Source organism: Mucilaginibacter lacusdianchii, from assembly GCF_009770985.1.
GTDB lineage: Bacteria > Bacteroidota > Bacteroidia > Sphingobacteriales > Sphingobacteriaceae > Mucilaginibacter > Mucilaginibacter lacusdianchii.
This window is the reverse complement of sequence record NZ_WSRW01000002.1, coordinates 201,466-223,366: the sequence shown is the minus strand read 5'-3', so window position 1 is coordinate 223,366 and position 21,901 is coordinate 201,466. Positions and strand designations below refer to the sequence as shown.

The following is a 21,901-nucleotide window of genomic DNA, read 5'->3' as shown; positions in this document are numbered from 1 at the left end:
CAATTAACTGTAACACATTAGCTTATGTTAAAAAACTATTTCAAGATAGCGTTTAGGGGGCTATTAAAAAACAAAAGCTTTACCCTTATAAATATACTCGGCCTGGCTTTAGGAGTTACTGCTTTTTTGCTTATTGTTTTTTATGTGGTTGATGAATTAAGTTATGACCGTTATAACATCAAAGCCAGCAGAATTTACCGTGTAAATGAAGATCTGAAACTTGGTGATAATAAAGTGCAATATGCGGTATGTATGGCGCCTTTGGCGCAAACCCTAAAAAGTGACTATCCGGAAGTTGAGAACGTAGTACGGTTTAAAAGGACATCGTCTCATTTCAAAAAAGGAACTGAAACCTTTTTAGAGTACGATGTACTGTTTGCAGATGCCTCTGTATTCGATGTGTTTACGCTGCCGCTGATATACGGCGATGCGCACCATGCGTTAGCAAAGCCGAATACGGTTGTACTTACCAAAACGGCTGCTAAGAAATACTTTGGCAGAACCAATGTTGTGGGCGAAAGCCTGCTGGCTGACAACAATGTAAGTCTTTTGATTACTGGCGTAATGAATGATATGCCGGCAACATCACATTTTAAGGCAAACTTTTTAGTGTCTATGTCCAGTTATCCTAATAGTTACTCGGATGAATGGTTAAGAAGCGATTACAATACCTATGTATTGTTCCATGATAAATCTGGCTCAAAGAAGCTGGAAGCCCAATTTTCACAATTGTTGAAAAAGTATAGTGGTTTGCAAATGCAAAGCGAATTAAAAATGAGTTATGATGCATTTGAAAAAGGCGGCAGTTATTTTAAGTTAAATTTGATACCCTTAACCGATATACACCTGCACTCGAACATGACGGGCGAACTGGGTGTAAATGGTACAGTACAATACGTTTATTTCTTCTCCATCATCGCTATATTTATACTGGTAGTAGCCTGTTTAAACTTTATAAACCTGTCAACCGCACGTTCAGCTAACCGCTCGCGAGAAGTTGGTGTACGTAAGGTGCTTGGTTCGGCCCGTAAACAGCTGGTTTTTCAGTTTTTGAGCGAATCTGTTTTAATTGTGTTTATTGCCACTCTAATTGCCTTAGCAGCAGCCGCGCTATTACTTCCGGTATTTAACCAGCTTTCCGGAAAAAGCCTTGCCGTTACAGTAGGTACACTGCAGTGGTTAGTACCGGCCGTTTTAATTTCGATTATGGTTGTTGGCTTACTATCAGGTGCTTATCCTGCATTTTTTCTGTCATCATTCAGGCCTGTTGATGTGCTTAAGGGTAAGCTGTCAGGCGGGTTCCAATCCAGCAAACTGCGTAACGCTTTGGTGACATTTCAGTTCTTTATATCGGTGTTTTTAATTACAGGTACACTGGTTGTATTTAAACAGCTTCAATATGTACAAAACAGAGATTTGGGATACAACCGCAATCAGGTTTTAATTATACATAACGCATTTGAACTGGGAAACCAAGCCAAAGTATTAAAACAAGAGCTGAGAGCTATGCCTGGCGTGGTAAACGCTACTTTAACTGCATTTTTACCGGTTGCAAGCGCCCGCAACACCGCCATCTTTTACAAAGAGGCAGTGGCTGATCCGAAGCAATCATTATTTCCACAGGTTTGGAGTGTAGATGAGGATTATGTAAGCACACTAGGGATGAAAATTATAGCAGGGCGTAATTTTTCCAATCGTATGTCAATGGATTCGTCCGGTGTTATTCTAAACCAAACTGCAGTAAAGTTTTTAGGGCTTATCAATCCTATTAATAAAACCATATACCGCTCATCAGGAGGAGTTAATCCGACGTTTAAGCCTTACCGCATATTAGGTGTGGTGAAAGATTTCAATTTCAATTCGCTAAGAGAAAATATAAGTCCGGTGATAATGCAGCTTAGTGAAAATTCAGGCAGTTTGAGTATTCGTATCAACACAGCCAACTTACCGGCTTTGTTAACCAATATTCAGCAAAAATGGAAATCCTTATCGTCTGCACAATTCGAATATGCCTTTATGGATGCCGAATTTGATAAACTCTACCGCACCGAACAACAGGTTGGAAAAATATTTTTAACATTTACAATCTTGGCCATAACTATCGCTTGTTTGGGGCTATTTGGCCTGGCTGCCTACGCGGCCGAACAACGTACTAAGGAAATAGGTATACGTAAAGTATTGGGAGCCGAGGTATCAGTAATAGTAGCACTGCTATCAAAAGATTTTATCAAATTAGTGGTAATTGCCATTGTGCTGGCTACACCGCTGGCTTGGTGGGCCATGCACCAATGGCTGCAGGAATTTGCCTATCGCATAAACATATCATGGTGGGTATATGCGCTGTCGGGATGCACAGCTATTTTCATCGCTTCAATTACGGTTAGTTTTCAATCTGTTAAAGCGGCAATGGCTAACCCAATTAAAAGTTTACGAAGCGAGTAATAAGAATTTTAATTATCGTCTACATGCTGAAAAACTATTTTAAAATTGCTTGGCGCAGCTTAGTTAAGCGTAAATTTTACTCAGCCTTAAACATCGCAGGCTTGGCTTTGGGTGTAGCCTGCTTTATGCTGATTTACTTGTATATCACTTACCATAATAGTTTTGATACTTACCATGCTAACGCTAATAAGATATACCGGCTGGTAAATGTACTGCATCTCGACAAAACGGAGTACGAAAAAGGCTCATCTATAGCTATGCTGCGTGCATTGCAAAAAGACTTTCCGCAGGTGCAAAAAGCAGCAATTTCCATCAGCAAGCAAAGTTTTGTGGTGAATATAGAGGGTAACAGCAACAAGCGTTTTAAAGAAGACAAGACCGTCACTTTTACAGATGCCGATTGGTTTAAAACGTTCAGCTACCAATGGGTGATTGGAAGTGCCGCCGGCTTAGATGAACCGAATACCGCCGTTTTAACTCAAAGGCAGGCTTGTAAGTATTTTGGTAAGGAAAGTCCGGTTGGAAAGGTTTTCAGCATTAATCATCAACAAATTAAAGTTGTTGGTTTGATAGCTGACGAGCCTTATAATACTGACCTGAATTCTGATATTTATCTTTCTCTATCTACGTTTAAAAACGTAAACCCGAAGGTAGAAAATAATTATTTTACCGATTGGGGGTACATCATGTCGGTGCACAATTCGTTCGTGGTGTTAAATAGCACCAATCAGCAAAAGGCTGTTGAGTCACAATTAAAAAGAATGATATCCAAGAGGCTGGGAGCCGATGCCAATAAGTACTACACGTTTAAGTTGTTGCCGTTAAAAGAGATGCATTTTGATACTCGTTACGGCGGCACTGTGCAAAAGTCGCTCTTGTATACGTTGGCTGCCATTGGCACGCTTATCATCTTAATTGCTGGTATCAACTACGTTAATATGACCATTGCACAGCAGGCGCGGCGAAGTGTTGAGATTGGCACACGTAAAGTTTTGGGAGGTTCGACATTTCAATTGTTTATGCAGTTTATGGCCGAATCTTTTCTAACGGCTTTCCTTGCTGTAATCATCGCGGTGGTGTTGGTTTGGTTAACTATACCGCAGTTAAACCAAACTTTATTTACCGATCAGCCTTTGCATATCGTTTCTTACAAAAATTTTTACCTTTTCTGTTTGCAGGCGCTGTTTCTTATTACTATAGGCACCGGCATTTATCCTGCTTTGCTATTGAGTAGAATGAGCATTTTTAAGGCTATCAAAAATAATGTGTGGAATCTTTCGGCTGGTACAAATCGCAAAATTTTGGTTGTCATACAAAATGTAGTAGCACAGGCGCTCATTGTAGGAACAATCGTAATTGTTAAGCAAGTGCAGTTTTTGAGGAATACTGATAAAGGATTTAACCGAGATTTTGTGATGACGATACCCTTAGGCGAAACAAGCGCCTCTCAAAAAGAGCAGTTGAACCAAAGCTTGCGGAATATGCCCGATGTACAATCATTCAGTTATTGCCACCGTTCGCCTGCCAGCGAGAGCATGCGCGGTTCTACAGTAATGTACAATGGCCGCTGGCAAGACTGGCCGGCACGTTATGCCATAGGCGATTCTGCGTATTGCAAAACATTTGGTATAAAAGTGGTAGCTGGCCGCAATATCCGAAGTGAGCAGGCTGTACCCGAATTTTTGGTAAATGAAACCATGGCTATCCGGTTAAGCCCCAAAAATCCATCAGATGTCGTCAATAAAAATCTGGTGGCTGGTGATGGTAAAGGAGTTATAGTAGGTATTGTGAAAGACTTCAACGTTCGCTCTCTACTCGAACCTATTGAGCCGTCTGTGTTGTTGGAAGATAAATTTGCTCAAACTAATTTAGCTATTAAGCTTTCGGACAAGCACAATGCACAAAATATTGATCAGTTGAAGAATATTTATCAACGTGTTTTTCCTGATCAAGTTTTTGCCTATCAGTTTGTTGATGAGCAGATTGCAATGCTGTACAAAAAAGAGATATTGCAGCAAAAATTAATCGGCATTGCAGCAACGGTGGCTATTATTATTAGTTCATTAGGGCTACTAGGCTTAGTGTCCCTCATTACTTTACAACGTACAAAAGAGATTGGTATTCGTAAGGTTCTAGGCGCATCAGTTGCCCGCATTGGTGTAATGCTATCTACAGAACTCTTACAAATGGTAATAATAGCCGTGCTTATTGCAGTGCCCATATCCTTGTGGGCAATGCACCAATGGCTGCAAAATTTTGTTTATCGCATTCATATATCTTGGTGGGTATATGCTTTAGCAGGATGCACCGCTATCTTAATTGCGCTAATTACAGTAAGCCTGCAATCTGTTAAGGCTGCAATGGCTAACCCGGTTAAGAGTTTGAGGAGTGAATAGTTTTTGTAAATTAATAACTAGCCCGATGCTGTTTAGCATTGGGCTTTTTTGTTTCAAACTAATTGTATCGTAACCGCACATCCTTGTTGCACAAGCGTACATGTAAACTTTATAAGTTTGCATATAAGCAATTGTGAATCAGCTTTTTAATTGTTTGGTACAAAATTGCTTATGTTTAAGCTAATACATAAGAGTTATACTTAATACATTTCAACTCCTTTCATACATCATGCTATCATTAAAGCAAATATCCAAATACTATCAAAACGGGGGCAGCAAGGTTTATGTTTTAAACCGGATTGACCTTGACGTCGACAAAGGCGAATTCATCTCCATTATGGGGCCGTCTGGCTCAGGTAAATCTACCTTACTTAATATAATTGGTATGTTGGATGAACCCAATGAAGGTTACCACTACTTTGTGGGCGAGCCGGTACATCAGCTAAAAGAAAAACAGCGGTCGGCGTTGTACAAGCAAAATATTGGGTTTGTGTTTCAGGCTTATCATCTAATTGATGAGCTAACCGTATATGAAAATATAGAAACGCCGCTGATTTATCAAAATGTAAAAGGCAGCGAACGTAAAGCTTTAGTAGCCGATGTATTGGATCGGTTTAATATCGTTGGTAAAAAAGACTTATTTCCTTCACAACTATCAGGCGGACAGCAACAATTGGTTGGTATAGCCCGTGCATTGATTGCCAAACCTAAGCTATTGTTGGCCGATGAACCTACCGGCAACTTAAATTCTAAGCAAGGCGAGGAAATTATGGACTTATTCCGCAAGCTGAACCAAGAAGATGGTGTGACCATCATCCAGGTAACGCACTCCGAAAAAAATGCCCAGTATGGTTCGCGCATTATTGAACTGCTGGATGGTGCAATTGCTTCTTCTACTAACGTTTGAAACCGATGATACGTCACATTTATACACTATTTGTATTGATTGCCATTATAACGGGCACCAAAGTATATGGCCAGTCTGCAGCTGATTCGGTATATAGTCTGCAACAATGTATTGACATAGCTATACGCAACAACTTAACCGTTAAACGCAGTGAGCTGGATATGGAGCGTAGCCGCGTATACTGGCAACAACAGCGTGCACTTCTGTTACCGGCGTTCAATAGCAATATAGCACATACTATTAGTAACGGCCGAAGCCAGGATCCTACCACGTATAACTATGTAAACCGGCAAATTACCTACGCTCAATACAATGTGAACGGCGAGCTTTTGCTGTTTAACGGACTAAACGTACAAAACGCCATAAGGCAGTATGCACTAGCCTATGAAGCCGGCAAAATGGATTTTCAGCAAGCTAAAGATCAGATTACTCTAAATGTAATTACTACGTATTTACAAGTATTAAGTAATGAGGATGTTTTGACTCAAGCTAATAATCAGGTGGCTGTTTCTCAAAAACAGGTGGAGCGATTATCTATTTTACAAAACGCCGGCAGCGTACCACCTGCACAGTACTTTGATTTAAAAGGTCAGTTGGCTAATGATCAGTTGGCTGTCATTGACGCAAAGAACGCCGCCTATGCCTCCAAATTGAATTTGTTGCAAATCATGAATGTAACTTTTAACAAAGAAACTAAGTTGCAGCGTTTGTCAGTAAATGATCTTCCCGGCCAATATACAGCCTCGTCTAACGATGTTTACCAGCAATCGTTAAATAACCTGGCTCTTGTTAAAGCTGCAGAATTGCGTTTGCGAAGTTCCGTAAAAGGGGTTAAAGCAGCTAGGGGATCGTTATTTCCAGCGATATCTTTATCAAGCGGCGTTACAACTAATTATTCAAGCACTTCGCTTAATAGCAGTGGTAATACGCAAGCTTATTTCAGCCAATTGAAAAATAACTACAGCCGCTTTGCGTCCATAGGTTTAACCATCCCAATCTTAACAGCCTTTCAAAACCGCAACAAGGTGTCCTTAGCCAAAATTGACTACTTGGATGCCAAGTTTACCGACGAAAACACTAAAATCCAGTTAAAGCAAAGCATTGAGCAAGCATTCGTAAATATGACGGCAGCTTACGATCGCTACCAAATTTTGAACGATCAGGTGGCTGCCTTTGCAGAATCATTCCGCACAGCCGAGGTAAGGTTTAATGCTGGCGTGTTAAACTCTGTCGAATTCCTGGTATCTAAACGATACATGGATAACGCCCGCACAAATCTTATCAATGCCCGGTACGATTATTACATCCGTACCAAAATTCTTGACTATTACCAGGGGCATTTGTCTTTATAAAGATGTTTGATTTACTTTACAACTTGATAAGCTGTTTTGTTCAGCACAAAACCTTTTCAGCTTTGTTAACATTCAACACTTTATTACTATGAAAAAAATTATTTACCTCATTGCACTAAGTTTATTAACGGCTGGTTCAGCGTCGGCGCAGCTAATACCAAGCTTTCAGTTTGGGGCAAAAGCAGGCTTCAATTTGTCGAATTTCTCTACCAATAATACACTAAGCAGTAAGAGTCGTGCAGGATATCTAGCAGGCTTTTGGGCTAGGGTAGGTGCTGCCGGGTTTAACTTTCAGCCCGAGATATACTTGACCAGCAAAAATGTAGATATTACCAACAACGGTCAAACCAATCGTGCCAAATTTACAAGTATTGACGTGCCTTTATTAATAGGCACACGCATTGGTGCTGTAGGCATTGCCGGTCGTTTAAATACCGGCCCGGTTCTGTCTTTTGCTGTAAATAAAGATCAAAGTGTTGGAGATGCTTTTGGCAATGCAACAAGGCTTAATGCAAAAGACCAGAATTATGCCTGGCAGTTCGGTGCCGGCTTAGACATTCAGCGTTTATCACTTGATTTGCGATATGAATTAGGTTTAAACAAAGTGAGCAATAGTCAGGGCGACGAAACTCGCATCAACATGTTTAACCTAACGTTAGGTTATCGTCTGTTTTCTCTATAAAATAGCAGCTGCTATTTATCAAAGCCCTGCATAGGTAACTATGCAGGGCTTTTTTGTAATGGCTTAATTATGAACAATATTATTTCAAACTAACATTCATTGGTTTTGTTGAATTTTAGTATTTGCTTATAAAATAAACTAAAAGTTAAGATCTATTATGAAAGCAGCAGTTTTTCACAAACCTGGCGATATCAGTTACGATACCGTTGAAGATCCAAAAATTGAAGAAGCCAATGATGTTATCTTAAAGGTAACTTCTACAGCTATTTGCGGATCTGATTTACATATTTACGACGGTGGTATACCGCAAACCAAAGACTTAATTATGGGCCATGAATTTATGGGCATAGTTGAAGAGGTTGGTCCTTCGGTAAGAAATTTGAAACGTGGTGATCGGGTAGTAGTACCATTCCCGATAGCTTGCGGTCATTGTTTTTTCTGTACTCATGGCGCATCGCCGCATTGTGAAAACTCCAATCACGAGCATTACGGTCCGGAAGGCGATTTGATGGATAATAAAGGTGGTGCCTTATTTGGTTATACCGATTTGTACGGTGGTTACTCTGGCGGACAAGCCGAGTATGTACGTGTGCCTTATGCCGATATTAGTCCGCGTATTGTGCCCGATAACATGACCGATGAGCAGGTGCTGTTCCTGACTGATATTTTCCCAACTGGATGGTCAGCCATTGATTGGGCGCAGATGAAAGGTGGGGAAGTAGTAGCCATATTTGGTTCCGGTCCGGTGGGTTTGATGGCTCAAAAAGCCGCCTGGATAAACGGCGCTAGTCGCGTTATTGCTATCGATCCGCTTCCGTACCGGTTAAAACGTGCCAAAGAAGTAAATAAAGTAGAAACCATCAACCCGCATGAGGTTGACCCGATTGAGGCCATCCGTGAAATGACCGGCGGCCGCGGTGCCGACGTATGTGTGGATGCTGTGGGTTTTGAAGCCGAACGCAATTTTTTAGAAAAGGTTAAGGCAACAGTTAATTTCGAAAAAGGTACATCTAAAGTAATTGAAAACTGCTTTAAAGCTGTACGCCGGGGTGGTACGGTTACTATTGTAGGGGTGTACGGCACGCCATTCGATAATTTCCCGGTGCATCGTATGTTTGATAAAGGTATTACTATTAAACAAGGTCAGGCACCGGTGTTAAATTATATTGATCATCTGATTGAATTAATTAAGCAAGAAAAAGTAGTATTGGATGATATTATTTCTCACAGGCTGCCATTAAGCGATGTGGCGCATGCTTTTGATATCTTCAAAAACAAACAGGATGATTGCGTGAAAGTGGTTTTAAAACCGCATGAATTGTAAACATCTCTGCATTTAAACAAAAAAGGCTGCTCTTAAACTGAGCAGCCTTTTTTGTATGATAACGTATGTAAGCCTAATTAAGCGTGCTTATAAGCATTTTCTAACGCTGCGTTGTGTTTATATCTGAACACAAATGGAAAGATAACTGCAATAACTAAAGCATAAGCGGCAAAGCAAAGCCAGATGTGATGCCAGTCTTTAGTGTTGTTTGAAAGCGTAAAAAATTTGTCAATTAAAATACCGCTGGTAAAGCTGCCGAATAAAGCGCCAAAGCCGTTTACCATCATCATAAACAAACCTTGTGCACTACCGCGAATGGCAGGTGTGGTTTGCGTTTCAACAAACAGGGAGCCTGATATATTAAAGAAGTCGAATGCCATACCATAAACAATGCATGATAAAACAATCATCCACAAGCCACCGGCCGGATCGCCAAAAGCAAATAGTCCGAAACGCAATACCCAGGCCAGCATGCTGAACAACATCACATACTTAATGCCGAACTTGCGCAAAAAGAATGGGATTGCCAAAATGAATAACGTCTCTGATATCTGAGAGATAGACATGATGATGGCCGGATACTCTACTGCTATCGAATCTTTGTATTTATCTACCGTGGCAAAGTCATGTAAAAACGTATCACCATAAGCATTGGTAAGCTGTAAAGCCGCACCTAATAGCATTGAAAAAACAAAGAAAATGGCAAACTTTGGCTCTTTAAACAATGCAAATGCGTTTAAACCAAAGCGGTCGGCCAATGATTTATTATCATTCTTACTTAATAACGGAGGTGATTTAGGCAAGGTAAAAGCATAAATTCCTAATCCTAAAGCTACTGCTGATGCAATGTAGAATTGATTGGCCGAGGTTTCGTTATGGGTTAAACTCACTGTCCATAACGCTGCAATAAAACCGATGGTTCCCCAAATGCGGATAGGGGGATAATCTTTCACTACATCAAGATTGCTTTGTTTCAAGGCAGAATAAGCAACGGTAATGGATAGCGATAAGGTGGGCATGTAAAACAGCATGTTCAACAACATCACCCAAAAAAATGTAGATGGATTGGTAACCAGTGGTAAGCTAAATAATACCAATGAGCCTAAAATGTGCATAATGCCATAAAGTTTTTCGGCATTAATAAAGCGGTCAGACAAGATACCAGTGAGTGCAGGCATAAAGATAGCCGAGATACCCATGGTAGAGAAGATAGCGCCAAACTGCGCGCCAGACCAATGCTTATTCTGAAACCAATATGTTGCAATAGTGAGCAGCCATGCTCCCCAGATAAAAAATTGCAAAAAGTTCATCACTATTAAGCGAAACTTAATATTCATACTGCACCCAAGTTTGAAATAAAATTAATCAATGTTAAATTAAAGACGGAAAGTAACGAAATATTGCGAAACCAGAAACTGGATTAATACATTCGTAGAAAAGAGAATATATTCAAGGCCTTTAGCAAACCAAATGATATATGCATTAACGTTGACAGAACGTGCTTAAAGTATCAACGCTTTAAGCACGTGATTATTAGGAAGATTTACGTTTAGTCAGTTCGTCACGGATTTTAGCTGCTTTTTCATAAGCTTCTTCGCTAAGAGCTTCCTGCAACTTGGTTCGCAGTTCTTCTTCGCTTAACGAAGCATAATTGGTTGCACCAGCAGCAACGTTTTTCTCCTCGACAGCTTCACCAATGTTTTCCAGATATACGAAATCGTTGCCCTCAATCACAATACCAGCGGTGGATAGGATAAATTCGTGCGTGTAAATCGGGCAGTCAAACCTAACGGCCATCGCAATAGCGTCAGACGTGCGAGCGTCAATCTCTACATTCTTTTTACCGTCCGAGCAAATGAGTTTCGAGTAAAAAATACCGTCAACCAGATTATAGATAATAACCTCCTGGATGGTGATATGATAGGCGTGGGCAAAGCTTTTGAACAAATCATGGGTAAGCGGGCGGCTGGGTGTCATTTTTTCAATTTCAATGGCAATGGCCTGCGCTTCAAAACTGCCAATGATAATAGGCAGCCGGCGTCGGCCACTAACTTCACCCAAAACCAAAGCATAGGCACCCGATTGTGTTTGACTGTAAGACAATCCAACAATATCGAGTTTTATTTTTTTCATGTTATTACCCATCACAGCTTACCTTATATTTTATTGCAAGCATTATTTGTGCCGCAACCGGTTATGATACATCTTTTTGTATCGGATAGTTTTATCTAATTTAACAATAAACCCGGTAAACTTATGTTTGTTGCACCATAAGTATATAAGTTTATGCTTGTAAATTGCACAAGGCGTTTGCTATATAAATAACGGTTTATAGGTATGAATACTTACAAACAGTACCTTTGTACGCAAACGAATTGTCTGCTTAAACAAGCAGCACAAAATTAATTAAAAAACACACAGTTGAAAATGCAGGTGAACCGGTTACAAAAATTACTTGAGTTTTTAGAAAACGAACCTAACGACCAATTTTTACTATACGCGCTGGCTACAGAATATCTAAAGCTAAACGAAACCGACAAAGCTTTGCATTACTATGAAAAGTTGGTAACAGAATATCCTGGCTACACCGGTACATATTATCATCTGGGTAAATTGTATGAAGTGTTAAACCGTAAAGACGACGCTATAGCTACTTACCAAAAAGGTATGCAAATTACCCGCGAAAAGCGTGATAACCATGCCTATTCTGAGCTGCAGTCGGCTTATAACCAAGCTTCGGGCTTGTTTGATGATGACGATGATGATTACTAAATCGAGGTAATTTTAAATTGCAACTTTTGACTCAACGGCGCCTTTTATTTCTACGCGATGTGCTGGTGTATGCCTTTACCACATTTGGTGGTCCGCAGGCGCACGTAGCAATTTTGCTGCGTGAATTTGTGGAAAAGCGCGGCTATATTACCGAAGAGGAGTTGATGGAGTTGAACGCTTTGTCGCAAGTATTACCTGGTCCGTCATCTACACAAACGCTTGTGGGTATAGCCTGGAAGGTAGGTGGCTTAAAACTGGCTATTATTACGTTTTTGATATGGATACTGCCCTCGGCAACAGTTATGTGCCTGGCGGCAATCTTTTACAAAGCGTTTGCCACAAGCGGTAGGGTAGATGAGGTTTTGCGTTTTTTACAGCCTACAGCTGTTGGTATTGTAGCTTATGCTGCCTTTAGCTTCGGCCAAAAGTTTTTAAAAACCCAGGTAAGCAAAATGCTGGCAGTGGGGTCATTGGTTGCCACGCTAATCTTGCAAAATCCGTATGCCTTCCCGTTATTGATATTATTGGGCGGTATCATTTCATCTGCGTTGGAAACGCAGCCTAAAGAGGATGAACTTCGCGTGAAATTGTTTTCGAACGTAAATCCAAAAAAGGTGGGTTACTTTCTCGGGATCTTACTGTTCTTTGCTGCGTTGGGTGCCATCATCAACCGTACATCGCCATTTAGTTTACCGGTACGATTGTTTGAGAATTTTTACCGCAACGGTATTTTGATATTTGGCGGAGGGCAGGTATTGGTACCACTGATGTACACTGAGTTTGTTGAACTAAAGCACTATTTATCTAACTCCGAATTTCTGTCGGGTTATGCTTTGCAGCAAGCGTTGCCGGGACCGACATTTTCTTTCACGTCATTTGTAGGCGCTATTACTTTAAGTAACAAGGGCTATAGTTTAGGCGGACAAATTATCGGTGGTGTGGTAGCGGTGATTGGTATTAATTTACCGGGGCTCATCCTCATTTTGTTCATTGTGCCGTTTTGGGAGGATTTAAAGAAGATAACCCGTATTAAAAACTCACTCAGCGGTATCAATGCCGTAGCAGTAGGCTTTATGGTTACGGCGCTTATATTGCTCGTTAAACCTTTTGGCACAAACTGGCTTGCTTATGCGGTTATGGCAGGGGCCTTTTCGCTCATGTGTTTTACCAAACTAAAAACGCCGATTGTTATTTTAATCGGCGTTGTGTTGGGGTTAATATTTTAATGTTTTAAAATGGCGGCTCATCATCCATATCGTCCATTCTAGATGGCCGGATGATGATGTTGCCCGGATTGCTTTCGAAACCTTGCGAAGGAGAAAGCCCGCTGAAAGCACTTGCACCACCTGTTGGTGGTGGCATGTATTCCATGCTTTGTTCCAAATCGGCAAATTTTACATATTTACCAACAAATTTCAAGCGCACGGTACCGGTTTCACCATTACGGTGCTTGGCAATAATAATCTCGCCCACGCCCTTCGTTGGGTTGTTATCTTCATCGTATTCTAAACCATAGTATTCCGGACGGTACAGGAACAACACCATGTCGGCATCCTGCTCAATGGAGCCGGATTCACGTAAGTCGGACAACATGGGCTTTTTGGATCCACCCGGACGATTTTCAACCGCACGGCTTAACTGCGACAGTGCAATTACCGGCACGTTTAATTCTTTGGCCACTGTTTTTAATGAACGGGATATGGCACCAATTTCCTGCTCACGATTACCACCCTTACCATCTGTTTTACCAGACATCAGCTGCAAGTAGTCGATGATGATCATCTGGATATCGTATTGCGATTTTAAACGGCGGCATTTAGCACGGAATTCAAAGATATTCAAACCAGGGGTATCGTCAATGATGATAGGCGCCTGCTCTAAGCGACCAATTTTGGAGTGAAGTTGTTGCCATTCCCACTCTTCCATTTTACCTTTCCGTATTTTTTCCTGTTCAATTTCGGCCTCACCAGATATCAGACGATTAACCAACTGAACCGACGACATCTCGAGCGAGAAGATAACAACCGGCTTTTCAAAATCAACAGCGGCATTACGTGCACAGCTTAATACGAAAGCGGTTTTACCCATTGCCGGACGGGCAGCAATAATCACCAAATCTGATTTCTGCCAGCCCGATGTCATACGGTCAAGCTCTGTAAAGCCCGAACCAACTCCGGTTAGTCCATCTGTTTTATCACGCAGCTTTTCAATCTCGGCTAATGATTCTTTTACGATGTCATCCATCTTGCGCGAGTCGCGGCGAAGGTTGTTTTGGGCAATCTCAAAAAGGTTTTTCTCAGCTCGGTCCAGCATTTCCAATACGTCACTCGTGTCTTCGTATGCGCTGGTAATTACATCTGTAGATATACGAATCAGCTCACGCTGAATGAATTTTTGAATTACAATACGCGCATGATACTCGATGTTAGCTGCAGAAGCCACCCGCTCGGTAAGCTGCGTAATATAATAAGCGCCGCCAACCATCTCCAACTCACCTTGCTTACGCAACTGGGCCGTCACCGTCAGGATATCTACCGGCGAAGTGCTTTCAAATAATGTACGGATAGCCAAGAAAATTTTCTGGTGGCTTTCCACGTAAAACACCTCGGGTTTTAATACGTCAATTACGGCTGATAGGGCGTCGCGCTCCAGCATCAAAGCGCCTAAAACGGCCTCCTCCAAATCACGGGCCTGAGGTGGTAATTTGCCTAAAGTACTTACCGTATTGGCAAAGTTTTTAACCCTCCGGTCACTGTTCGCTCTGTTACTGTTCTCGAAAATCATACTCAACAAAAATATGCAAAAAGGCTTCTAGCTGTGTTAAAAAGTCATCCACATTCTTGTGGATAACTTATGATCCTGATAATGAGGTGATTTTGTATTTTTACGCCTTAACCGCGGCATTTTTTGAATACTGGCATCATATGTTACAAGGTAAATAAATATACTTACTTTTGCTGCCTTAATTCAAGATATGTCAGGCAACTTTAAACCCAGAAGGGATAATAACCAATTTGTTTTCGGGATACGCGCTATTATTGAGGCTATAGCATCGGGTAAAGAGATCGAGTCACTTTACATACAGCGCGGATTAACGGGGGGCTTGTATCAGGAATTAAAGACTATTACTAACGAGTATCACATCGTTCCGCAATATGTGCCGGTTGAAAAGCTTAACCGGATGACGCCTAAAAACCATCAAGGCGCTGTTGCGGTAATATCGCCAATCATATACCAAAGGGTTGAAAACATAATTCCCGAAATTTTTGAAAAAGGTGAGGTACCATTAATATTGGTATTGGATAGTATTACCGACGTACGCAATATGGGTGCCATAGCCCGCACGGCCGAATGTTCCGGTGTGCACGCAATAGTAATACCAGCTAAAGGATCAGCTCAAATTAATGCAGACGCTATAAAAACCTCGGCTGGGGCGTTGTACAAGATACCGGTTTGTCGGCACGAAAATTTCGTTCAAACTGTTCGCTTTTTACAGGAATCGGGTTTGCAGGTGGTTTGTTGTACCGAAAAAACACAGGAATATATATACAAACCTGATTATACATTACCTACCGCTATTGTAATGGGATCGGAAGAAGACGGTATTCGTAACGAACTAATCCGTACGGCCGATCATCTGGCTAAGATACCGATGCATGGCGAAATAGAATCGCTGAACGTTTCTGTATCTGCCGGGATTATTCTATATGAGGCTGTAAGGCAGCGGCAATAAAATAAACCAGAAACAAGAGCCAAGAACTAAGAAACAAGACTCGATCAAAAGTTTGGTTTTCTTAGTGCTTGGCTCTATTCAATTTCCCCGTTAGGGGCAAGGGCTTAAATATATTTTACGCCGAACTTTTGCTTTACGTCAGCAACTACCTGTTTTACATTTTGTTCCTGGTCGCGAGGGCAAATAAGCAAGGTGTTGTTTGACTCTACCACAATAAAATCGTGCAAACCTTGCAATACCACTAGCTTTTCGTCCGGTACGTTTACCATACAGTTAGATGAATCGTACATAATCACCTTTTCTGACGGTATAACGGCATTACCCACATAATCCTTTTCGGCCAATTGGTAAATAGATGCCCATGTGCCTAAGTCAGACCAGCCAAACTCTGACGGCAACACGTATACATTCTCGGCTTTTTCCATAATACCATAGTCGATGGATATGTTGGTGCAGCGTTGATATGCAGCGTTAACATGGCTCTTCTCATTTTCACTGTTGTAAACAGAGCGGGCTTCGGCAAATATCTCGAACATATCGGGCAGGTGCTTATCATAAGCACCGATGATAGCCTTAGCCGACCATACAAAAATGCCTGCATTCCACAAAAAGTCGCCGCTTTGGATAAAGGTTTTGGCAATTTCTAATGTAGGCTTTTCAGTGAAAGTTTTTACTTTATGAAACTCTCCGTCAAGCACCTGGTCAGTGTACTGAATATATCCATAGCCGGTATCCGGGCGTGACGGCATAATGCCTAACGTTACCAGGCATTCATTTTTTTGAGCTGTTTCTAATGACTTGTTGATGGCATCTACAAAACGATCTTCATTCAAAATCAAGTGATCAGATGGTGCTACCACAATCACCGCGTCAGGGTTGATACTCTCAATCTTGAAGCAGCCATAAGCAACGCAGGGAGCGGTGTTGCGCATTACCGGTTCAGTAAGTATCTGCCCATCAGTCATGGCAGGCAACTGGGCCTTGATGATATCTGTATAGCTTTCATTAGTTACTACATAAATATTCTCTGGCGGACAAATCTTCAAAAAACGATCGTATGTATTTTGGATAAGCGTTTTACCCGTGCCTAAAATGTCAATGAATTGTTTAGGATGTGAGGTACGGCTTATAGGCCAGAAGCGGCTTCCAATACCACCTGCCATTATAATGGCATAATAGTTTTTATTCATAGTTAACAGCACTAAAGATATCTTGTGATACTGTGGTCAAATTTGTAAAAAAAAAGCTACAGTTCAACAATAATATTTTGTTATATTTAGTTATAACCTTTGTAAGGTCGATACGTAAAGAGAACCGCGATGATAACATTAAAAATCATAATACTCTAATATTTTGTTAACATTTTCCCGGTTTTACGAAAAATTTTGTTATTTTGAACCTTTATTCAGAAATACCCAAGTCCCTTAAAAGAAAATGATTGAAATAAAAAAATCGCTCTTTGATAACCTGCAAAATTTTTTCGGATTTGATAATTTTAAGGGCGAACAAGAGGCGATTATTACTAATATATTAGCCGGTAAAGACACGTTTGTAATCATGCCAACCGGTGGCGGCAAATCCATGTGCTACCAGTTGCCCGCCTTAATGACCGAAGGAACCGCTATCGTCATTTCTCCCCTTATAGCCCTGATGAAAAATCAGGTTGATCAGTTAAGAGCTTTTTGTAATTCTGACAGCGTTGCTCACTTCCTTAACTCTTCTTTAACCAAGGCCGAAACCATTAAGGTGAAAGATGATGTGCTGAGTGGCAAAACCAAACTATTATATGTAGCGCCCGAATCTTTAACTAAACAAGATAATATAGATTTTTTACGCCTGAACAAGCTTTCGTTTGTGGCGGTTGATGAAGCGCATTGTATCTCGGAATGGGGACATGATTTCCGTCCGGAGTATCGTAAAATACGCCAGGTGATTAGCAACCTGGGCGAAAATATTCCTATTATTGCTTTAACGGCAACTGCTACTCCAAAAGTACAGCACGATATCCAAAAAAACCTGCAGATGAACAATGCAACGGTTTTTAAATCATCGTTCAACCGTTCAAACCTGTATTACGAGGTTCGTGCTAAACGCAATGTACTAAAAGAAATTATTAAATTTATTAAGCAACATCAGGGCAAATCGGGCATTGTATATTGCTTAAGCCGCAAAAAGGTTGAAGAAGTAGCAGGGGCGCTTAACTTAAACGGCATCAAAGCTTTGCCTTATCATGCAGGTTTAGATGCCAAAGTACGCGCCGATACGCAGGATAAGTTTTTGATGGAAGATGCTGAAGTTATTGTAGCAACGATAGCCTTCGGTATGGGTATAGATAAACCGGATGTTAGATACGTTATCCACCACGATGTGCCGAAAAGCATGGAAGGTTACTATCAGGAAACTGGTCGTGCCGGTCGTGACGGCGGAGAAGGTATCTGCGTGGCATTCTACTCTGAAAAGGACGTAGATAAGCTGCAAAAGTTCATGAAAGATAAACCTGTTTCGGAACGCGAAATAGGTACACAGATATTGAAAGAGGTTATTGATTATGCCGAGTCGTCTGCATGTCGCCGTAAACAAATTCTTCATTATTTTGGTGAGGATTACGATGCTGCCGATTGCAACTGTATGTGCGATAACTGCGCTTCACAACGTCAGTTCTTTGATGGCGAAGCGCAGTTGCACCGCGTATTAAGCCTTATCAAATTATTAGGCGAAAAGTTTGATGACCACCACATCATCAGCGTATTGATGGGGCAGGATAACCCGAACGTTCATCATTACGAGCATCATTTGATGGATGTGTTCGGCTCGGGAAAAGAAGACGGCGAAAATCTGTGGAAATCATTGATTCGTCAGGCCCTGCTGGACAATTTCCTTTCAAAAGATATCGATAATTACGGCTTGTTGCATGTAACGCAAAAAGGCCACAATTTTATAGAAAACCCTTACAGTCTTCGATTTGTGATGAATACGCCTATAGAGGCGGGTGATGATGAGGATGGTGAAGATGGGCCTAAAACAGGTGGCGGCGCACTGGATACGCAGTTGCTGCAAATGCTTAAAGATCTGCGCAAAAAGATTGCTAAGCAAAAAAACCTGCCACCGTTCGTTATCTTTCAGGATCCATCGTTAGAAGAAATGTGTACGCACTACCCGGTTAGCACCGATGAGCTGAAACAGATATCAGGTGTTGGTGCCGGTAAGGCTGCTAAATTTGGCGGACCGTTCATCGAACTTATCAAAAAGTACGTTGAAGATAATGATATTGATCGCCCTGTAGATCTAGTGATTAAAAGTGCTGCCAACAAATCAGCATTAAAAGTTTACATCATTCAGAATATCGATCGCCATTTAGATTTAGAAGATATTGCGGCTTCAAAAGGATTAACTTACGAAGAGATACTTCGCGAGATTGAATCCATAGTAAACTCTGGTACCAAACTAAACCTTAACTATTACATAGATGAGGTGATAGACGAAGACAAGCAAGACGAAGTTTATGATTACTTCCGTTCGGCTGAAGTTGATTCCATAGATGATGCACTGGTGGATTTGGGTGTAAATGATTATACCCGGGAAGAAGTGCAGTTGATGCGTATCAAATTCATGTCGGAGTTAGGAAACTAATATGTCTACATGATGCCATAAGCAAAAAAAAGGAATTGCAACTGGTTCCTTTTTTTGTTTATACCACCCCCTTGCAAAAGAAATGCTATTTACTAATGACCTTGAATTCTGTACGACGATTTAAACTACGGCCCTCGGCAGTGGTGTTAGGAGCAATAGGCTGTAGTTTACCATAGCCTTTATATACAAGCTTAAGTGGATTTACACCATGAGCAGTAAGATACTGATATACGGCTTTTGCCCGATTTTCGGATAGTGTTTGATTTATTTTATCGTTACCTGCATTATCCGTATGCCCCGAAATTTCGATACGTACAGTCGAATTCAGTGACAAAAATTCGCTCAGCTTTTGTAGGGCCGATTGCGATTCCGGTTTTAAATCAAATTGATTAGTGTCAAAGAAGATATTCTTTAACACGGCCCTTTTTCCTATCTCTATCGGGTCGAGGCTAACGCTGATTTGGTAATCCTTTTGCGGTTGACTGCCTTTTAATGAAAAGTTCTCTGAATAAAATATATAACCGTTTTTAGAAATGGTAAGGCCATAAATTTTACCTACTGGCAAAGTTGCTAAAAAATCGCCGTTTTGCGGCGTGCTGTAGTTTTGGTAAACTGATCGGTTGTTTTCCAAATCTGTAATTTCTACACTTGCTTCCAGAGGCTGTTTGGAAGCTGCATCCTTTACACTACCTTTTACATAAATGACCGTATGTGGACGTGCTGCCTGTGGCAATTCAAAAGTATAAATATCAAAGCCACCAAAACCATTTAATGTGTTGGAGGCAAAAAAAGCATAGCTGCCGTTAGCAGAGATAGTCATGCCGTTTTCGTCACCGCTGGAGTTGATGGGATAACCCATATTTTCTGGTTTTTGCCATTTGCCATTTGCGTCTAGGCGGCTTACAAATAAGTCCTTATTACCCATGCCAGGCCAGCCGTTTGAACAAAAGTAAAGTGTACTATCATCGGGATGTATATACGGTGACTGCTCATCGTAAGGCGTATTAACATTTGGGCCCAGGTTTTCTGGCTGCGACCAGCCTTTTTCACTTACCTGGCATTTCCATATATCATATCCACCATAGCCACCCGGCCGGTTACTTACAAAATATAAAGTATGGCCATCGGCACTGATAGATGGCTGTGATTCCCACCCCGAACTGTTAACCGGTGTGCTTAAATTAAACGGCTTACTCCAGTCGTCGCCCTTTTTTTGCGAAACGTAAATATCACAGCGTCCACGGCCATCGGGGCGGTTGCATCCGGTAAAAAACAAATACTTACCGTCTTGCGATATCGATTGGGCACCTTCGTTGTACTCGGCGGTATTAATTTGCTTACTCAGGTAAACGGCGTTCGTCCACTTATTATCGAGCTTTTGGCTTTTATAAAAATCTTCGTTGTTATTTATCTTCCGGGTAAAAATCAGCGTGGCTTCATCCGCTGTAGATACCGGTAGATATTCGTCATTTGCAGTATTGATGGATGCCCCTAAATTAACCGGTTTAAAAGGTACCGGATGTTGTAAAGCGTTTACAGCAAAGTTACAATCATCAATTAGTTTACGGGCGTAGAATCTGTTCTCGGTAGTAATATTAGGATAAGTGATATATTTTTCGAGATGTACTTGCGCTTGTTTGTAATCGGCAACGTTAATCTCTGTCTCCCCAATTTTTAAATAAACAGCACGACTGAATTCCGGGTTTAGCTCAATAACCTTTCGATAATGTTCAAGCGCTTCTTTATATTGTAGTTGCAGTTTTAACAGATCGGCCAGTTGGGCGTGGGCCTCCGTAAAATTAGAATCAGCGTCAATAGCCTTGGTTAGCATGTCTACAGCCGCCATGTGATCGTGGCGGTCTATACCTGCATTAGCTTTTTGATAGTAGGTAATTGCCGCACTGCTTTTCGTTGCATATGGTTTGTTTTGTCCATAAACAGCAGCTGTTGCCAGCATCAAAATCAAAACTACACAACGCCTCATTTGTAAACAGTATACGTAAGGCTAAGCTATAATGTTTATGGAATGTTCATGTACTTGTGGGTTTGTAAAGACATCTCCCATTTAGGATTGTTCATTACATAATCCACAATTAACGGCATCATTTCTTTGGATTTTGACCATTCAGGCTGCAAAAACAATTTGCACTCGGGCGAAACCCGTTTGGCGTGCTCCTCGGCCCAGGCAAAATCAGATTTGTTGAACACAATTACTTTCAATTCATGCGCAAATGCCGATACATCTGGCATAGGTGCCTTAAACTTTTTAGGCGACAAGCAAATCCAGTCCCACTGGCCCGAAAGGGGATAGGCGCCGGACGTTTCTATAAAAGTTTTAATACCGTTTTGATGCAGCTGAGTGGTTAAATACTCTAAATTATAGATAAGCGGTTCTCCACCGGTTACCACAACATTTTTGGCGGGGTAGCGGTTGGCATTTTCTACAATTAAATCGGCAGATGTGAGCGCATGAAGTTCTGCATCCCAGCTTTCTTTCACATCACACCAATGGCAGCCTACATCGCAGCCGCCCAGCCTAATAAAGTAAGCTGCTTTGCCGCTGTTGTAACCTTCACCTTGTATTGTGTAAAACTCTTCCATTAACGGAAGCTTTGTGCCGTCATCCGGTATTATATGTGCCATAAATTAATCGGCAAATATAC

16 protein-coding genes are annotated in these 21,901 nt (G+C 41.2%); 10 read left to right on the top strand and 6 right to left on the bottom strand.

What is annotated here, in order from left to right:
• The first annotated feature begins 24 nt into the window (after positions 1 to 24).
• The 6 genes from GPM24_RS07975 to GPM24_RS07950 all read left to right on the top strand — a co-directional run bounded on the left by GPM24_RS07975 (position 25) and on the right by GPM24_RS07950 (position 9,103).
• On the top strand, positions 25 to 2,442 hold the full coding sequence (locus GPM24_RS07975) for an ABC transporter permease (protein ID WP_158826237.1): 2,418 nt from the start codon (positions 25 to 27) through the stop codon (positions 2,440 to 2,442).
• Between the two features lie 23 nt (positions 2,443 to 2,465).
• Positions 2,466 to 4,838, top strand: coding sequence for an ABC transporter permease (locus GPM24_RS07970; protein ID WP_158826236.1), 2,373 nt, complete (start codon positions 2,466 to 2,468; stop codon positions 4,836 to 4,838).
• A 229-nt stretch (positions 4,839 to 5,067) separates the two neighbouring features.
• A complete protein-coding gene (locus tag GPM24_RS07965) occupies positions 5,068 to 5,745 on the top strand; it encodes an ABC transporter ATP-binding protein (RefSeq protein WP_158826235.1) in 678 nt (225 codons plus the stop codon).
• A gap of 5 nt (positions 5,746 to 5,750) precedes the next feature.
• Complete coding sequence (locus GPM24_RS07960; RefSeq protein WP_158826234.1) at positions 5,751 to 7,097, top strand: TolC family protein; 1,347 nt, start codon at positions 5,751 to 5,753, stop codon at positions 7,095 to 7,097.
• Positions 7,098 to 7,185: 88 nt separating this feature from the next.
• The gene (locus tag GPM24_RS07955) at positions 7,186 to 7,779 is read left to right on the top strand and encodes a porin family protein (RefSeq protein ID WP_158826233.1); all 594 of its coding nucleotides are present in this window, start codon (positions 7,186 to 7,188) and stop codon (positions 7,777 to 7,779) included.
• Positions 7,780 to 7,936: 157 nt separating this feature from the next.
• Positions 7,937 to 9,103, top strand: a complete 1,167-nt coding sequence (locus GPM24_RS07950) for a zinc-dependent alcohol dehydrogenase (protein WP_158826232.1) — start codon at positions 7,937 to 7,939, stop codon at positions 9,101 to 9,103.
• 77 nt (positions 9,104 to 9,180) lie between these two features.
• On the opposite strand, the gene GPM24_RS07945 is transcribed toward GPM24_RS07950, so the two are convergent.
• Positions 9,181 to 10,440 carry a nucleoside permease gene (locus GPM24_RS07945; protein WP_158826231.1) on the bottom strand — a complete coding sequence of 420 codons (1,260 nt, stop codon included), beginning with the start codon at positions 10,438 to 10,440 and terminating at the stop codon, positions 9,181 to 9,183.
• Between the two features lie 196 nt (positions 10,441 to 10,636).
• A complete protein-coding gene (locus tag GPM24_RS07940; RefSeq protein WP_158826230.1) occupies positions 10,637 to 11,236 on the bottom strand; it encodes a bifunctional nuclease family protein in 600 nt (199 codons plus the stop codon).
• A gap of 294 nt (positions 11,237 to 11,530) precedes the next feature.
• Between GPM24_RS07940 and GPM24_RS07935 the strand changes: the two genes are divergently transcribed.
• Both GPM24_RS07935 and chrA read left to right on the top strand, forming a co-directional pair.
• Positions 11,531 to 11,875, top strand: a complete 345-nt coding sequence (locus GPM24_RS07935) for a tetratricopeptide repeat protein (protein ID WP_158827300.1) — start codon at positions 11,531 to 11,533, stop codon at positions 11,873 to 11,875.
• Positions 11,876 to 11,901: 26 nt separating this feature from the next.
• On the top strand, positions 11,902 to 13,101 hold the full coding sequence (gene chrA, locus GPM24_RS07930) for a chromate efflux transporter (RefSeq protein WP_158826229.1): 1,200 nt from the start codon (positions 11,902 to 11,904) through the stop codon (positions 13,099 to 13,101).
• A 4-nt stretch (positions 13,102 to 13,105) separates the two neighbouring features.
• Here the strand turns inward: chrA and dnaB are convergent, their stop codons facing one another.
• Positions 13,106 to 14,659 (bottom strand): replicative DNA helicase, encoded by a 1,554-nt coding sequence (gene dnaB / locus GPM24_RS07925; RefSeq protein WP_158826228.1) that lies wholly within the window; start codon positions 14,657 to 14,659, stop codon positions 13,106 to 13,108.
• A gap of 190 nt (positions 14,660 to 14,849) precedes the next feature.
• On the opposite strand from dnaB, the gene rlmB reads away from it, so the two are divergent.
• A complete protein-coding gene (gene rlmB, locus GPM24_RS07920; RefSeq protein WP_158826227.1) occupies positions 14,850 to 15,608 on the top strand; it encodes a 23S rRNA (guanosine(2251)-2'-O)-methyltransferase RlmB in 759 nt (252 codons plus the stop codon).
• A 104-nt stretch (positions 15,609 to 15,712) separates the two neighbouring features.
• On the opposite strand, the gene GPM24_RS07915 is transcribed toward rlmB, so the two are convergent.
• Positions 15,713 to 16,798, bottom strand: coding sequence for a mannose-1-phosphate guanylyltransferase (locus tag GPM24_RS07915; protein ID WP_158826226.1), 1,086 nt, complete (start codon positions 16,796 to 16,798; stop codon positions 15,713 to 15,715).
• 247 nt (positions 16,799 to 17,045) lie between these two features.
• On the opposite strand from GPM24_RS07915, the gene recQ reads away from it, so the two are divergent.
• The gene (gene recQ, locus GPM24_RS07910) at positions 17,046 to 19,238 is read left to right on the top strand and encodes a DNA helicase RecQ (RefSeq protein WP_158827299.1); all 2,193 of its coding nucleotides are present in this window, start codon (positions 17,046 to 17,048) and stop codon (positions 19,236 to 19,238) included.
• Between the two features lie 85 nt (positions 19,239 to 19,323).
• Here the strand turns inward: recQ and GPM24_RS07905 are convergent, their stop codons facing one another.
• On the bottom strand, positions 19,324 to 21,222 hold the full coding sequence (locus GPM24_RS07905; RefSeq protein WP_158826225.1) for an OmpA family protein: 1,899 nt from the start codon (positions 21,220 to 21,222) through the stop codon (positions 19,324 to 19,326).
• A 35-nt stretch (positions 21,223 to 21,257) separates the two neighbouring features.
• Entirely contained in the window at positions 21,258 to 21,881 is a 624-nt protein-coding gene (locus GPM24_RS07900) for a 7-carboxy-7-deazaguanine synthase QueE (RefSeq protein ID WP_158826224.1), read from the bottom strand.
• Positions 21,882 to 21,901: the final 20 nt, after the last annotated feature.

What these genes read in the sequence shown, in the direction of transcription:
- GPM24_RS07900 (WP_158826224.1), bottom strand. Translation starts at nt 21,881, where the DNA reads ATGGCACATATAATACCGGATGACGGCACAAAGCTTCCGTTAATGGAA.
- GPM24_RS07945 (WP_158826231.1), bottom strand. Translation starts at nt 10,440, where the DNA reads ATGAATATTAAGTTTCGCTTAATAGTGATGAACTTTTTGCAATTTTTT.
- GPM24_RS07940 (WP_158826230.1), bottom strand. Translation starts at nt 11,236, where the DNA reads ATGAAAAAAATAAAACTCGATATTGTTGGATTGTCTTACAGTCAAACA.
- GPM24_RS07950 (WP_158826232.1), top strand. Translation starts at nt 7,937, where the DNA reads ATGAAAGCAGCAGTTTTTCACAAACCTGGCGATATCAGTTACGATACC.
- GPM24_RS07955 (WP_158826233.1), top strand. Translation starts at nt 7,186, where the DNA reads ATGAAAAAAATTATTTACCTCATTGCACTAAGTTTATTAACGGCTGGT.
- GPM24_RS07970 (WP_158826236.1), top strand. Translation starts at nt 2,466, where the DNA reads ATGCTGAAAAACTATTTTAAAATTGCTTGGCGCAGCTTAGTTAAGCGT.
- dnaB (WP_158826228.1), bottom strand. Translation starts at nt 14,659, where the DNA reads ATGATTTTCGAGAACAGTAACAGAGCGAACAGTGACCGGAGGGTTAAA.
- GPM24_RS07975 (WP_158826237.1), top strand. Translation starts at nt 25, where the DNA reads ATGTTAAAAAACTATTTCAAGATAGCGTTTAGGGGGCTATTAAAAAAC.
- rlmB (WP_158826227.1), top strand. Translation starts at nt 14,850, where the DNA reads ATGTCAGGCAACTTTAAACCCAGAAGGGATAATAACCAATTTGTTTTC.
- GPM24_RS07965 (WP_158826235.1), top strand. Translation starts at nt 5,068, where the DNA reads ATGCTATCATTAAAGCAAATATCCAAATACTATCAAAACGGGGGCAGC.
- GPM24_RS07960 (WP_158826234.1), top strand. Translation starts at nt 5,751, where the DNA reads ATGATACGTCACATTTATACACTATTTGTATTGATTGCCATTATAACG.
- GPM24_RS07915 (WP_158826226.1), bottom strand. Translation starts at nt 16,798, where the DNA reads ATGAATAAAAACTATTATGCCATTATAATGGCAGGTGGTATTGGAAGC.
- GPM24_RS07905 (WP_158826225.1), bottom strand. Translation starts at nt 21,222, where the DNA reads ATGAGGCGTTGTGTAGTTTTGATTTTGATGCTGGCAACAGCTGCTGTT.
- GPM24_RS07935 (WP_158827300.1), top strand. Translation starts at nt 11,531, where the DNA reads ATGCAGGTGAACCGGTTACAAAAATTACTTGAGTTTTTAGAAAACGAA.